The sequence below is a fragment of the Hydrogenophaga sp. GW456-12-10-14-TSB4 genome (assembly GCF_059424305.1).
On sequence record NZ_JBWKZH010000038.1, the window covers coordinates 1 to 13812 of the forward strand.

The 13812-nt window shown below is 69.0% G+C and carries 15 protein-coding genes; 8 read left to right on the top strand and 7 right to left on the bottom strand.

The genetic code is table 11. From position 1 onward, the window contains the following. The 6 genes from AC07ZS_RS18180 to AC07ZS_RS18205 all read right to left on the bottom strand — a co-directional run. Positions 1-311 (bottom strand): AMP-binding protein (locus AC07ZS_RS18180; protein ID WP_494799932.1); only part of this gene is annotated, 311 nt, incomplete at its 3' end. Then, positions 308-658: a hypothetical protein gene (locus tag AC07ZS_RS18185; RefSeq protein WP_494799933.1), complete on the bottom strand. Its 351-nt coding sequence runs from the start codon at positions 656-658 to the stop codon at positions 308-310. The genes AC07ZS_RS18180 and AC07ZS_RS18185, both read right to left, overlap by 4 nt. Then, the gene (meaB, locus tag AC07ZS_RS18190) at positions 658-1842 is read right to left on the bottom strand and encodes a methylmalonyl Co-A mutase-associated GTPase MeaB (RefSeq protein WP_494799983.1); all 1185 of its coding nucleotides are present in this window, start codon (positions 1840-1842) and stop codon (positions 658-660) included. The genes AC07ZS_RS18185 and meaB overlap by 1 nt, the downstream gene beginning before the upstream one ends. 14 nt (positions 1843-1856) lie before the next feature. Further along, positions 1857-3503 carry an acyl-CoA mutase large subunit family protein gene (locus AC07ZS_RS18195; RefSeq protein WP_494799934.1) on the bottom strand — a complete coding sequence of 549 codons (1647 nt, stop codon included), beginning with the start codon at positions 3501-3503 and terminating at the stop codon, positions 1857-1859. Beyond that, entirely contained in the window at positions 3500-3922 is a 423-nt protein-coding gene (locus AC07ZS_RS18200) for a cobalamin B12-binding domain-containing protein (protein WP_494799935.1), read from the bottom strand. The genes AC07ZS_RS18195 and AC07ZS_RS18200 overlap by 4 nt, the downstream gene beginning before the upstream one ends. Further along, entirely contained in the window at positions 3903-4505 is a 603-nt protein-coding gene (locus AC07ZS_RS18205) for a TetR/AcrR family transcriptional regulator (protein ID WP_494799936.1), read from the bottom strand. The genes AC07ZS_RS18200 and AC07ZS_RS18205 overlap by 20 nt, the downstream gene beginning before the upstream one ends. Before the next feature lie 236 nt (positions 4506-4741). Between AC07ZS_RS18205 and AC07ZS_RS18210 the strand changes: the two genes are divergently transcribed. The 5 genes from AC07ZS_RS18210 (at position 4742) to AC07ZS_RS18230 (ending at position 9103) form a co-directional block, all read left to right on the top strand. Beyond that, complete coding sequence (locus AC07ZS_RS18210) at positions 4742-5497, top strand: ABC transporter ATP-binding protein (RefSeq protein WP_494799937.1); 756 nt, start codon at positions 4742-4744, stop codon at positions 5495-5497. After that, complete coding sequence (locus AC07ZS_RS18215) at positions 5494-6330, top strand: ABC transporter permease (RefSeq protein ID WP_494799938.1); 837 nt, start codon at positions 5494-5496, stop codon at positions 6328-6330. Before AC07ZS_RS18210 ends, AC07ZS_RS18215 begins: the two co-directional genes overlap by 4 nt. A gap of 61 nt (positions 6331-6391) precedes the next feature. Then, positions 6392-7426 (top strand): ABC transporter substrate-binding protein, encoded by a 1035-nt coding sequence (locus AC07ZS_RS18220; protein ID WP_494799939.1) that lies wholly within the window; start codon positions 6392-6394, stop codon positions 7424-7426. Between the two features lie 10 nt (positions 7427-7436). Then, positions 7437-8402: an isopenicillin N synthase family dioxygenase gene (locus AC07ZS_RS18225; protein ID WP_494799940.1), complete on the top strand. Its 966-nt coding sequence runs from the start codon at positions 7437-7439 to the stop codon at positions 8400-8402. After that, positions 8381-9103: a GntR family transcriptional regulator gene (locus AC07ZS_RS18230; protein WP_494799941.1), complete on the top strand. Its 723-nt coding sequence runs from the start codon at positions 8381-8383 to the stop codon at positions 9101-9103. The genes AC07ZS_RS18225 and AC07ZS_RS18230 overlap by 22 nt, the downstream gene beginning before the upstream one ends. Here AC07ZS_RS18230 and AC07ZS_RS18235 read toward each other — a convergent pair. Beyond that, entirely contained in the window at positions 9100-10056 is a 957-nt protein-coding gene (locus tag AC07ZS_RS18235; protein ID WP_494799942.1) for a LysR family transcriptional regulator, read from the bottom strand. The two genes, AC07ZS_RS18230 and AC07ZS_RS18235, sit on opposite strands and share 4 nt — an antisense overlap. 75 nt (positions 10057-10131) lie before the next feature. On the opposite strand from AC07ZS_RS18235, the gene AC07ZS_RS18240 reads away from it, so the two are divergent. Genes AC07ZS_RS18240 through AC07ZS_RS18250 form a run of 3 tightly spaced genes read left to right on the top strand, consistent with a single transcriptional unit; the run spans position 10132 to position 13810 of the window. After that, entirely contained in the window at positions 10132-11043 is a 912-nt protein-coding gene (locus AC07ZS_RS18240; RefSeq protein WP_494799943.1) for an enoyl-CoA hydratase/isomerase family protein, read from the top strand. Continuing rightward, positions 11040-13205 carry an acetate--CoA ligase family protein gene (locus tag AC07ZS_RS18245; protein ID WP_494799944.1) on the top strand — a complete coding sequence of 722 codons (2166 nt, stop codon included), beginning with the start codon at positions 11040-11042 and terminating at the stop codon, positions 13203-13205. Before AC07ZS_RS18240 ends, AC07ZS_RS18245 begins: the two co-directional genes overlap by 4 nt. Continuing rightward, positions 13202-13810: a 2-hydroxychromene-2-carboxylate isomerase gene (locus AC07ZS_RS18250; protein WP_494799945.1), complete on the top strand. Its 609-nt coding sequence runs from the start codon at positions 13202-13204 to the stop codon at positions 13808-13810. Before AC07ZS_RS18245 ends, AC07ZS_RS18250 begins: the two co-directional genes overlap by 4 nt. The last annotated feature ends 2 nt before the right edge of the window (positions 13811-13812 follow it).

Below are 13812 nucleotides of genomic sequence, written 5' to 3' on the forward strand. Positions count from 1 at the left end.
TCGGCGTTGTTGATGGGGAAGACGCATTCGGCGGCGACCGCGTCCTGGTACAGCGGGATGGGGATGGCGCCCAGCGACTGCGCGGCCAGCATGGTGGCGTACAGGCGCGGCCGGTTGGCACCGATGACCACCATGTGCTCGCCGCGCTGCAGGCCCGCCTGGTGCAGCCCGCACGCCAGCTGTTCCACCAGCTGCGCCATGCCCGACCACGTCGTCGTCTGCCAGATCCCGTATTCCTTCTCGCGCATCGCCGGGCGGTCGCCGTGCTCGGCCGCCTGTGCCAGCAGCCATCGGGGGAAAGTCGTGTTCACAGGGGTCCTACCTTGGCAACGCGGGAAGCTTGAAAACAGGTCGCGGCGCGCTCGACATCGGCCCGCAGCGCGACGTCCTGCACCAGGGCCATGACGCCCTTGCAATAGGTCCACTGCTCGGTGTTCACCGAGGCGCCCAGCTCAACGGCCTCTTTCAGCCGAAGCAGCGCCAGCCGCCGGTGTTTGAACTTGATGCTGCGGTCCAGCAGCGCCAGCGCGATCACCTGGCTCTGGAGCCTGAGCGAGGGTTCGGCCTGGGCGCCGCTGCCGGCCCGCGCCAGGCGCTTGAGAGAGCGCAGGCGCTGCCGCCCCCGCCCCTGCAGCGGTGCTTCCGAGAGCAGGCCCATCACGCGCCCTCGCCCGCCACCGGCTCGACGGACCGGTCCAGCACATAGACCGTGCCGTGCAACAACGCGATGTGCTCGTCGTCGCGCGCCCGGGTGATCTTCACCTGGTAGCTGCCGATCTTGCGCGAGCGCGAGACCTCGTAGGCGTGCGCCACCAGCCACTCGCCCTCCTCCACCGCCGTGGAGATGCTGAGCTGGCCGTCCACCAGGGTGGCGATCTTTCCGTGCGAGTTGCAGGCCAGGCCGAGCGCCATGTCGCCCAACGCAAAGAGCGCGCCACCGTGGCACCGGTCGTTGAAGTTCATGTGCTTGCGCATCACCTTCATGCGCAGCGTGGTGCTGCCCATCGACGCCGACACGAGTTCAATGCCGAGCAGCCGGGCCATGTTGTCGCCCGCGATGCAGCGGGAGACCAGGTTGTAGGCCGCCTTGGCACCGCCAGCCGCGTGCCGCCGGCCCCGCTCGCTTCGCGCGTCGAGCCAGTCCACCAGCTCGTCGATGCCCTCGTCACGGGGGGCCGACACGCACCTGACCTGCGGCGCCTCGGCCTGCGAACGCCTCAGCGTCAACATGGCCAGCAGCTCGGACTCGGTCTTTCGCGCATCGGGCAGGTCGGCCTTGGTCACGACAAAGAGGTCGGCAATTTCCAGCACGCCCGCCTTGATGGCCTGCACATCGTCCCCGAGGCCCGGTGGGCACACCACGAGGCGGGTGTCGGCAAAGCGCGTGATCTCCACCTCGGACTGGCCCGCACCCACGGTCTCGACGATCACGACGTCGAAGCCCGAGGCGTCGAACAGGTCGATGACATCCCCCGCCGCCACGGACAGGCCGCCGAGATGGCCGCGGGAGGCGAGCGAGCGGATGAAGACACCCTCGTCGCTCTGGCGCTCTCCCATGCGGATGCGGTCACCCAGGACCGCACCGCCGGTGAACGGGCTGGAAGGATCGATGGCCACGACGGCGACCGTCCTGCCCTTCTGCCTCAGGCCCTTGATCAGCGACGACACCAGCGTGGACTTGCCACCGCCGGGTGGCCCGGTGACGCCGATGACGTGCGCGCGGCCTTGCGATGCCGCGATGGCGCGGCGCACCTCGTAGGCGGTCTCGCCGCCGTTCTCGAGCGCGCTGATGGCCCGGGCAATCGAGCGCCGGTCGCCGGCCAGCACCTTCTGGATGGACATGTTGCTCACGGCGATCACACCACCGTCAACGGATGTCCGAAGCCCAGTTCCTTGCGCAAGGTGCCGCAGATTTCGCCGTGCGTGGCACCGACCTCCGCCGCGGCCACCACATGCTCGAACACGTTGGACTTGGCCGTGTTGGCCGACCGCGCCAGGGCGGCGATCGCCTTGTCGACGTCCGCGTTGGAGCGCGACTTCTTGAAGTCGGCCAGGCGGCGCAGGTAGGACTGCATGCGCTCGGCGTCGGGGTACTCCAGCGACGGGTAGGTCGCGGGGTCTTCCTCGACCTGGTAGGCGTTGACACCCACGATGGTCTGCTCACCGGCATCGACCTTCTTCTGGAAGGCCAGCGCCGATTCGCCGATCATGCGCTGCACGATGCCCTTTTCCACCGCCTGGTACATGCCGCCGGCCTCATCGATCATCGAGATGATCGCGTTGATCTTCGTCTCCATGTCGTTGGTGAGCGACTCCACGTAGTAGGAGCCGCCCAGCGGGTCGATGACGTCCGTCAGGTGGGCCTCTTCCCGCAGGATGTTCTGCGTGGCCACCGCGATGCGGGCGGCCTCGGCGGTGGGCGTGGAGAACACCTCGTCGTAGCCGTCCGTGTGGAGCGATTGCAGGCCGCCGAAGATGCCGGCCATGGCCTGCGCCGTGACCCGCGCGACGTTGTTGAGCGGCTGCTGGCGCGTCAGGTCCACGCCCGAGGTCTGCCCATGGAACTTGAACCGCCAGGAACGCGGGTCCTTGGCGCCGAAGCGCTCGCGGCACAGCCGGGCCCAGATGCGGCGACCGGCGCGGAACTTGGCCACCTCTTCAAAGAAGCTGACCGAGACGTCGAAGAAGAAGGTGAAGCGCGGCAGGAACTGGTCGGGGTCCATGCCGCTGGCGATGCAGTCTTCCGCGTACTGGATGCCGGAGCAAAGCGTGAACGCCATGGCCTCGGCCGGGGTCGCGCCGGCCTGTTGCATGTGCTGGCCGACGATGGACAGCGGGTTCCAGCCGGGCACATGCTTGTTCGCGAACGCGATGTGGTCCACGATGACCCGGCGCGCGCCCTGCAGCGCGAGGCGGAAGAACATGTGGTTCGCGACGAAATGGGAAATGCAATCGCTCTGGTTCGAGGTGCCGGTGATCTTGGTCCACGGCACGCCACGGCGCTTGGCCACCGCGAGCTCGAAGGCCAGCAGCGTGAAGGGCGAGGGGTCGTTCATGGCGGTGGAGAGCTTGCCGATGGGCACACCATCCAGGGCGACCCGCATGTCTTCCACGTGGTTGATGACCGTTCCGCAGGTGCCCAGCAACTCCGACGGCACGTCGTCGGCGTCGTAGCCCCGGAACACCGAGTTGCAGGGGATCAGCGACAGGGCCGAGGCGCCGAGGTCGAGGATCTCCTTGACCCGCAGGTTGTAGTCCTCGGGCACGCCCAGGCCGATGAGCTGGCGCTGGGACCAGCTGCGACCCCGGTACATGGTGGCGTAGATGCCCCGCGTGTACGGGTACTGGCCGGGATAGCCCAGCGCTTCGTCATACGGTGCTGCGCCGGTCTGGTCCTGCGGGGTGTACAGCGGCTTGATGCCGATGCCGGAGCGGTTGTAGGTGGTGGCGTCGCCCGCCACACCCTGGGCGAATTCGGTTTCCCATTGGGCCTGGCCGTTCATGTCGAGGCTCCCAGCAAGGCGCGGCGCTTCTCGGACAGCGCGCGCACCGACACCACCACATCGTCCAGCGAGGTGCCGGGGTGAAACACCTGGGCCACGCCGCAGTCCAGCAGCGTCGATTCGTCCTTGGCCGGCACGATGCCGCCGACGATGACCTGCACATCCGACAGACCCGCCTCCTTCAGCGCGGCCATCAGCTTGGGCACGATGAGGTGGTCGGTGGCGAGCGAGGAAATGCCGATGACGTCGGCGTCCTCTTCCATCGTGAGCTTGACGACGGTGGGAATCTCCTGCCACGGCGGCGTGTAGATCACCTCCATGCCCGCATCGCGCAGGCAGGCCGCGATCACGCGGCTGCCTCGGTCATGTCCGTCAAAACCAATCTTCGTGACGATCACCCTAGGGGGACGTTCGGCCATCTTGTATTTCCTTCACTAGCCCCACAAACTTTCGCGCGAGAACGCGTGGGGAATCGCGTCCGTCGGGGTTGAACCAGAGCACCGCCCAGTTGAGCGCGCCAATCAGCATCAGACGAAGGGCACGCCGGTCCGTGCCCGCAGAGAGCGGCAGCTGCGCCACGGTGGTGCGGAAGACCTGTTCGTAGCTTTCGCGGAGTTCCCGCAGACGATCCGCGGCCTGGGGAATGTCGTCCGGCAACACGCGGATCAGCACCTGGGCGTAGTCGCTGTCGCGCAGGACGACTTCCAGATGCGCCCGGCACAGCACCTCCAGCCGCACCCACGGGTCGGTTTCCTTCTGCAGGGCTTCGGCCGTCGTCTTCTCCAGCTCCAGCACGCCGGCCTGGTAGACCGCCAGCAGAAGCTCCTCCTTGGAGGGGAAGTGGTAGTAGAGCGACCCTGGCTTCATGTCGACCTCGACGGCGATGTCGCGCATGGAAGTCGCGGCGTATCCACGCCGCGCGAAGAGGCGCGCGGCGGCATCCAGAAGTTCAGGCAAACGGTTGTCGGCTCGGGGCGGTCGAGTGGATTTGGTCGTTGTCATGAAAAGCGATCGTTCGTTAGGTTTATTGTGAAGTTGGCGGAACCTGTTGTCAACGGAGTTGACCTTCGGGGAATCCCTGAGACAGGTGTCGCCACGGCCATGGCCCTGCCGGCGTCCGGCCACGGGCCCTTTGAATTCAAACAGACTTCGGTCGGCGGGCCGAGGCGGTGGCATGAATCTCGCTCTGGACATTGGACGTCCAACAACCCGCCCACTTTTGGGGACGTCCAGACATCATGTCCGCCGACATTCAACTCAGAAACCTTTCCCGCCGCTTCGGTGCCACGGTCGCGCTCGATGCGGTCGATCTCGACATCGCCGCCGGCCAGTTCATCGCCCTGGTCGGGCCATCGGGCTGCGGCAAGACCACGCTGCTGCGCATGGTGGCCGACCTGGAACAACCCTCCGGCGGCTCGGTGCGGATCGGCGGCCTGCCGCCCGCCACCGTGCGGCGCCAGCGCAAGCTGGGACTGGTGTCGCAGCGCCCGGCCGTGCTGCCCTGGAAGCGCGCCATCGAGGATGTCGAGTTCACCCAGAAGGTGACCGGCCGGGCCGGCCTGCCCGCGCGCGGCCTGCTGCGCGACTTCGGTCTGGCGGGCCATGAAGAGAAGATGCCGCACCACCTCTCGGGCGGCATGCTGCAGCGCGTGAACTTCGCCTCGGCCATCGCGCACGACCCCGAGGTGCTGCTGATGGACGAACCCTTCTCCGCGCTCGACGAGATGAAACGCGAGGAACTGGGCCTGTGGCTGGGCACCGAACTGGCCACGCGCCCCAAGACCGTGCTGTTCGTCACCCACCATGTCGATGAAGCCGTGCTGCTGGCCGATCGCGTGATCGTGTTTTCACCGGCGCCGGGCCGCATCCTGGCCGACATCACCGTGCCCTCGCCGCGCCCTCGCACGGCGGCCTTCCGCACCGATCCGCAATTCGTGGCCCTCACCGACCGCATCCGCGGCCTGCTGTTCGGCCAATGGAGGGCCGCCGCATGAACACCACCACCGTGACCCCTCCCGCCGTCGCACCGGCACCGCCGGCCGCTGCGGCGCTCACCCTGTTGCGGCGCGTGCTGAGGATCGTTTCGCGCATCGCCTTGCCGATCGTCTCCATCCTCGGCCTGTGGTACCTGGCCATCGCGTTCTCGGGCCTGCCGGAGTTCGTGATCCCGCGCCCCACGCAGGTGCTGGCGGTGCTGACGCAGGAGACCTCGTTCGTGACGCAGCACCTGGTGGTCACGCTGCGCGCGGCGGCCATCGGCTTCCTGCTCGCCAACGTGGTCGGCATCGGCCTGGCGGTGCTGTTCACCTCGTTGCCGATGTTCAACCGCCTGCTGATGCCGGCGGCCATCACCATCCGCAACGTGCCCTATGTGGCGCTGGCCTCGGTGCTGGTGCTGGCGGTGGGCGACGGCCTGTGGACCAAGGTGATGATCGTCACCATCGCCGGCTTCTTCCCCGTGCTGGTCAACACGATGCGCGGCCTGGCGGCGGTGGACACCGTGGTGCTCGACCGCATGCGCATCCTCGACGTGAGCCCCTGGAAGGTGTTCCTCAAGGTCCGGCTGCCGTATTCGGTCCCGTACATCCTCGCGGCGCAGGAGATCACGGGCAGCGGCAGCATCATCGTCGCGGTGGCCGCCGAGTGGATGATTTCCTCCGAAGGCCTGGGCTACGTGATCAACCGCGCGATGGCCCAGTACCGCGGCGACCAGGTCTATGCCGTGGCGCTGCTCGCCGCCGTGCTGTCCTATGCGATCTACATGCTGGTCCAGCTGATCGGCGCGCGCATCAACTGGAGCGAGCGCAGCCGCAACGGCGGCAAGTGACGCCTCTGCCCGACCCATCCCCTTTTCCGAACGTCCCTTCCGATCCTCAAGGAGCTCCACCATGCGCGCACCCTTCATCCGGCTCGCCGCCACCCTGGCCGTCGGCATCACCACCTGGAGCGGCGCCGCCGCGCAGGCCCCGACCGAAGACATCCGAATCGCGCTCTCCTGGCTGCGCAACGGCCAGTACGCCGCGCTCATGGTGGCCGATGCCAAGGGCTACTTCGCCGAAGAGGGCATCAAGGTCAGCTTCATCGACGGCGGCCCGGGCAAGAACCCCATCCCCACGGTGGGCGTGGGCCAGGCTCAGTTCGGCGTCATGGCCCATTCGTTCATCATGTCCGCGCGCCTGGCCCCGTCGCCGGTGGACGTGGTGGCCATCGGCGCGCTGATCCAGGAGCTGCCGTACGTGTACATCGGCCTGGGCAACCCCGGCGACCCGGAACCCACGCCGAAGGATCTCGAAGGCAAACGCGTGGGCATCCAGGCCGATGGCGAGATGTTTCTGAAGGCCCTGGCCAAACGCAACAACCTCGATCTGTCGAAGATCAAGGTCGAGACCGTGCTGGCCAACGCCGAACCGCTGCTGGTGGGCAAGGTGGACTACTTCACCGGCCACCTGCACAACCAGACCTACCAGGTCGAACTGGAAGCCGCCAAGGCCGACGCACCCGCGCACCTGAAAGGCAAGACCTGGAAGGTCGTGCGTTTCTCGAAGTACGGCGTGGCCTCGTACGGCGACACGCTGTTCACGAGCGGCAAGATGATCAAGGAGAAACCCGAGACCGTGCGCAAGGTGGTGCGCGCCGTGGCCAAAGGCCTGAAGTTCACCATCGACCACCCCGCAGAAGCGGTGAAGCTGGTCGATGCCTACCCGCAGCAGATCGAGCGCGCCGACAAGCTCGCCTGGCGCATGAAGGTGCAGAACCCGCTGAACCAGAGTGCCGACACCAAGGCCCGCGGCCTGCTGTGGATGGACCCCAAGGTGTGGGACGACACCATGGCCTTCTACAAGGAATACGACCAGATCAAGTCGGTGGCCCCCGCCGCCGAGATGATGACCAACGCCTTCAACCCGGGCATCAAGGCCAACTGAGAGACACCGCATGAGCAACCCTGCCGCCACCCACGCGATCCCCACCATCGACATCTCGCCGCTGTTCGGCGACGACCCGGCCGCGCGCGAGGCCATCGCGCGCGACATGGGTCGCGCCGCCGAGACCTACGGCTTCATGAAGCTGGTGGGCCACGGCGTCCCGCCCGCGGTGATCGCCGACACCTTCCGCGCCGCCGAAGCGTTCTTCGGACAGAGCGACGAAGCCAAGGCGCCCTACCAGGAGCGCAAGACCAACCGCGGCTTCCAGCCGATGTTCGACAACGCCAAGCCGGGCCAGAAGCCCAGCGGACAGGAGGCCTTCAGCATGGGCCATCCGATCCCGCCGATCGATCCGGCCCTCTTGCCGCTGCCGTTCTACGCGGCCACGCCCTGGCCCGATGTGCCGGGCTTCCGCGAGCACCTGGAGACCTGCTACCGCGAGATGTTCCAGGTCGGCGAAGCGGTGCTGCAGGCGTTTGCGCTGCACCTCGGTGCACCGGCGGACTTCTTCGCCAACGTCTCGCGCAACACCTACTCCAACATGCGCGTGGTCCACTACCCGCCGCAGGAGGTGGTGCAGCACATCGCGGACGAGGGGGTGCGCGCGCACGAAGACCAGGGCCTCATCACCTTGCTGATCCAGGACATGAACGGCGGCCTGGAGGTGCTCGGCCCGGACCAGGACTGGCTGCCGGTGGTGCCCGACGAAAAATCCATCGTGCTCAACGTCGCCAAGCTGCTCACGCGCTGGAGCAACGGCCGGCTGAAATCGGCGCTGCACCGCGTGATCAACCGCTCGGGCCGCGAGCGCTATTCGATCCCCTTGTTCATCCACCCGAACTACCACCAGGTGATCGACCCGCGCGATTTCGCGCCCGACGGCGAGGCACCGCGCTTCGAGCCCATCGTGGCCGGGGAACAGGTCTACAAGAACTTTGCCGGCGAGCGCAAGTCATGGGCCGAGCTGACATCCTGACCCTGCCCGACCGGCTGGCGCAGGACCTGCGCCGGCGCCTGGCGAGCGGCGAATGGGCCGCGGGCCAGGCGATTCCGGCCGAGACCGCGCTGGCCGGCGCCTATGCGGTGTCGCGCAACACCATCCGCGAAGCCATCAGCCGCCTGGTGACGGAAGGGCTGCTGCGCATCCAGCGCGGCGTGGGCACCCTCGTGAGCCCGCCCCCGCCGCCGCCGGCCTCGATGGGCATGGGCCACTTCGAATCGCTCACCGACACCATCAAGGGCCAGGGGCGCACGCCGCGCATCGTGCTGCACAAGCTGGAACGGCGCGCGGGCACGCCCGAGGAAACCCACAAACTGGGCCTGCCGACCGGCGCGCGCGTGCTCTACACCGAGCGCGCGATCTACAGCGACGACGAGTTGCTGAGCTACGGCTACGACCGCTATGTCGACAGCCTGTTCCCCGAGGCGCTGGACGAGGCCCTGTTTTCGATGTCGTTCGTGGACATCTTCGCGCGCCTGGGCGTGCGCACCGACCGCACCGAAGTGGAGTACCACGCGGTGCACTCCAGCGCCATCGGCTGGGCGCGCGGGAACCGCAAGCCGCAGCTCTATGTGCTGCTCGACCGCGTGCACTACGCACAGGACCGGCCGATCTTTCACGCCCAGACGTATTGCCTGGAAGGGCGCAACCGCATCTACACGGTCGCGTCGCGCTAGGCCCGCACCTGGGCCGCCGCAGCACGCACCGACGCCAGAAAGTCGGCGTAGACCTCGCCCTGCAGCGAGCTGGGGCGCTGCACGATGGAGATCGGCGCCGAGAACGTCGACAGGGGCGTGCGCAGCACACGCACCAGGCCATGCCGCTGGGCCAGCCGGGCCGCATCCAGGGGCACCATGGCCAGGGTCACGAGCTCGTGGGCGAGCGCGAGGCTGCTGGTGAAAGAGGCCGACTCCATCAGGGGCTTGGGCGGCGTCACGCCGCCGCGGATGAACTCGGTGTTGAGCAGCTGCCGCGTCACCAGTTCCGGCGGCGGCAGCACCCACTGGGCCTGGGCCAGTTCCTGCCACCCCACCGACCGGCGGCGGCGGGCCAGCGGGTGGCGCGCACCGGCCACGATGGCCAGGGTCTCGTCGTACAGCCGCTCGACCCGCAGCGTGCGCCTGGGCTCGCTGTCGAGCAACTCGCCCGAGAAGCGGCCGACCACGCAGTCCACCTCCCCCGAATCGAGCGCGATCAGCAGGTCGTGGATCGACCCTTCCCGGAAGCGCACCAGCATGCCGGGGCGGCGCTCCAGGAAGCGCCCGAGTGCGCGCGGCAACAGCGACAACAGCATGATCGGCGTGGCCCCGACGCGCAGCAGACCGGCCTCGCCGGCTTCGATGGCCTGCAGTTCGTCGCGCAGGATGCCCCATTCGTTGAGCATCACCTCGGCGCGGTGCAGAAAGGCACGGCCACTGGCGGTGGGGTGGGTCCCCATGCGCCCGCGCTCGAACAGGCGCACGCCCAGCGATGACTCCAGCTCCTGCAACATCTTGGTGACCGCAGGCTGCGTGCGGTGCAGCAGCCGCGCCGCGCCATGCAAGGTACCGGTGGACACGAGCGCACGGCACAACAACAGGTGCGACAGGCGCACGCCCGTGAAGGTGGAGGGTGAAAGTGGTTCGGTCATTTTGATTCCATTATGGAATCGTTCGATCAAAATAACTCAGTTTTTCAGAATCATCATCTGGTCCACACTGGCCGCATGGACCTCGCTGACACCCAGACCCGCCCCGACGACGCGCCCCTCGTCGCCGAGCACCGCACGGCCGGCGTCGCGTGGCTGGAGATCACCCACCCCCCGATCAACGCCCTGAACCGCGGGGTGCGCCGCGCCCTGCGCGACGCGCTGCAGGCGATCCAGGACGACGCGGCGGTGCGGGCCGTCGTGATCGCCAGCCAGGGCCGCATGTTCTCCGGCGGCGGCGACCTGCGCGAGGTCGGCCAGCCCGATCCGCCCGGCAGCACGCCGCTGGGCGAACTGGCCGAGGTGGTGGAGCGCTTTCCCAAGCCCGTGGTCGCCGCGATCCAGGGCAAGGCCATTGGCGGCGGCGTGCTGCTGGCCATGGCCTGCCATGCCCGCGTGGGATCGCACGACGCCCTGCTCGCGCTGCCCGAGGTCAACCTGGGCTTTGTGCCCGGCGCGGGCGGCACACAGCGGCTGCCGCGCCTGGTCGGCATCGAAGCCGCCCTGGAGATGGTGGCGCTCGCCCAGCCGATGAAGACCGACACCGCCCTGGCCACCGGCTGGCTGGACGCGGTCGTGCCGCCCGACCTGGACCTGCGCGAAACGGCAGCGGCCTGGGCCCTGGCCATCGCCGCGGGCGGACGGCCGTGGCGGCGCACCGCCGACCTCGGCGTGCCCGGGGGCCCGGCCACACCGTCGCTCCTCGCGCGCTACCGCGAACTCGCGGCCGAGCGGTTCGGCGCGCGCGAAGCCGTGCAGGAAGCCATCACGCTCATCGCCGGCGCCGCCGAACGCCCCTTCGCCGAAGGCGCATCCACAGAGCGCCAGGCCTACCTGCGCCTGGCCTCATCCGAACAGACCCAAGGCCTCGTGGCGGCCTTCTTCGCCGCCCGCCGCCAGGACCAAGAGAAAAAAGCCCCCGCACCATGAACCTGCTGAGCGACACCCGCCACTTCGCCCCCCCGACCCCGCCGCGCTCTCTGGCCGCGCTGCTGGCGCCGCGCTCGGTCGCCATTCTCGGCGCGTCGTCCGACGCCACCAAGATCGGCGGACGGCCGCTGAAATTCCTGCGCAGCCACGGCTTCGATGGTGCGATCTACCCCGTCAACCCGCGCGCCACCGAGGTCCAGGGCCTGCCCGCTTACGCCAGCCTGGCCGACCTCCCGGCGCCGGTGGACCACGCCATCATCGCCCTGCCGGCGCAGGCGGTGCTGCCGGCGGTGCGAAGCTGCGCCGAGCGCGGCGTGCGCGCGGTCACGGTGTTCAGCTCGGGCTTTGCCGAAGTCGGCGAAGCCGGGCGCGCGGCGCAGGCGGAACTGGGCGCCATCGCAAGAGACAGCGGCATGCGCATCCTCGGTCCCAACTGCATGGGCTTCATGAACCTGCGCACCGGCTTCCTGGGCACCTTCGCCTTCATGGTCGATCTGGGCCTGCCCCCACTGGGGCGCGTGGCGCTGGTGAGCCAGAGCGGCGCGTTCGGCGGGCAGGCGCTGGTGATGGCCCGCGAGCAGGGCCTGCCCCTGGGCGCCTGGGTCACCACTGGCAACGAATGCGACGTGGAGCTGGCGGACTGCATCGCCCACTTCGCGCAGGACCCCGAAACCGACGTGATCATGGGCTACATGGAGGGCTGCAAGACACCCGCTCGCCTGATCGAGGCGCTGGCGCTGGCGCAGGACGCGGGCAAGCCGGTGATCATGGTCAAGGCGGGCCGTTCCGAGGTGGGCCGCGCCGCCGTGCAGTCGCACACCGGCGCGCTGGCCGGCGACGACCGCGTGTTCGACGCGCTGTTCCGCGAATACGGCGTCCACCGCGCCCACTCGGTGGAGGACTTCTTCGACGTGGCCCGCGCCTGCGCCACCGGCCTGCGGCCGCGCGAAGGTCGGGTCGGCGTCTTCACCGTGTCTGGCGGCATCGGCGTGCTCACCGCCGACGCGGCCGAACAGCACGGCTTGACGCTCACGCCCCTGCCCATTCCCGCGCAGGAACGCCTGCAGGCGCTCCTGCCCCACGCCTCGGTGCGCAACCCGGTGGACGGCACGGCTCAGATCTGGGCCGACATGCAGGTGTTCGAGACCTTTGTGCGCACGCTGCTGGCCGAGGGCAACCACGAATGCGTGCTGCTGTTCCTCACCGCCATGCCGCACGCACCCCACCTGCAGCAACCGCTGGCCGAGATCCTCACGCGCCTGCGGCGCGAGTTCCCGCAGGTGTTGATGGTGCTGTCCATGTTGGCGCCGCCCGCGCTCGCGCAGCAGATGCAGGCGGCGGGCTACCTGCTGTTCGAGGACACCACGCGGGCCATGCGCGCGGTGGCCGCGCTCAGGTCGCTCGCCCAGGCGCGGCTGCGCGCTCCGGCCCGCCATTCGGCGCCCCGCCCGCTGCCCGACGCGAGCGCCCTGGCCGACGCCCGCACCGAGCACGCGGTCAAGCAGGTGCTCGCCACCTGCGGCATCGCCGTGCCGGACGAACGGGTGGCGACCACCGAATCCGAAGCGATCGACGCCGCCCGCCAGGCGGGCTACCCCGTGGCGCTCAAGGTGCTGTCGCCCGACATCGTGCACAAGACCGAGGTCGGCGGCGTGGCGCTGGGCCTGGCCGACGAACACGCTGTCGCGGCCGCCTGGCGCCAGATGATGGCGCGCGTGGGCCGCGACGCCCCCGAGGCCCGCATCGAGGGCGCCCTGGTCACGCCGATGGCCGGGCCCGGTCTGGACTTCATCGTCGGCACGCAGCAGGACCCGATCTTCGGCCCGGTGGTCATGGCCGGCCTGGGGGGCGTCTTCGTCGAGCTGTTCAACGACGTGGCGCTTCGGCTCGCCCCGGTGTCGCACGAACAGGCGCACGGCATGCTGCGCGAGCTGCGCTCCCATGCGCTGCTGCAGGGTCACCGGGGTGCCCCCGCGGCCGATGCCGACGCGTTGGCCGACACCATCGTCTGGCTGTCGCAGTTGGCGGTCAACCAGGCCGCGACGGTCGAGTCCATCGAAATCAATCCGCTGCGGGTGTTCCCGGCCGGGCAAGGCGCGGTCGCGCTCGATGCCGTGGTGCTGCCACGCGCCGGCGACACCGCCAAGGACGGCCAGGCATGAGCGGCAAAACCGTCACCTTCTACTTCTCGGTGCTGTCGCCGTGGGTCTACCTCGGCGGCCCCCGGTTTCATGCCATCGTGCGCGACACGGGCGCCACCGTGGTCTACCGACCCATCGATCTGCTGCACGTGTTCCGCGCCACCGGCGGCACGCCGCTGGCCGCCTTGTCCCCTGCCCGGCAAGCCTTCCGGGCGCGCGAGCGGGAGCGCTGGTCGACCTGGCTGAACATGCCGATCAGCGCCAGGCCCGCCCACCACCCCGTGGACGAATCACTGGCCGCGCAACTGCTGATCGTGGCGCAGGAAGCCCACGGCAACGCGGTCGTCTGGCCCCTGGCACAGCGCATGCTCGCCGGCGTGTGGGTGCACGACCTCGACATCGCCGACCCGGCCACGCTCGCGCGCATGGTGCGCGACGAAGGCCTGGACGCCGAAGCGCTGCTGGCGCGTGCCTCGACCCCCGAGGCCCGGTCCCGCTTCGAGGCGCACACCGCCGAAGCCCTCGCGGCCGGCGTGTTCGGCGTGCCCAGCTTCGTGATCGACGGCGATCTGCACTTCGGACAGGACCGGCTCGACTTCGTCGAGCGCGCGCTGCGCGCGGATTGATG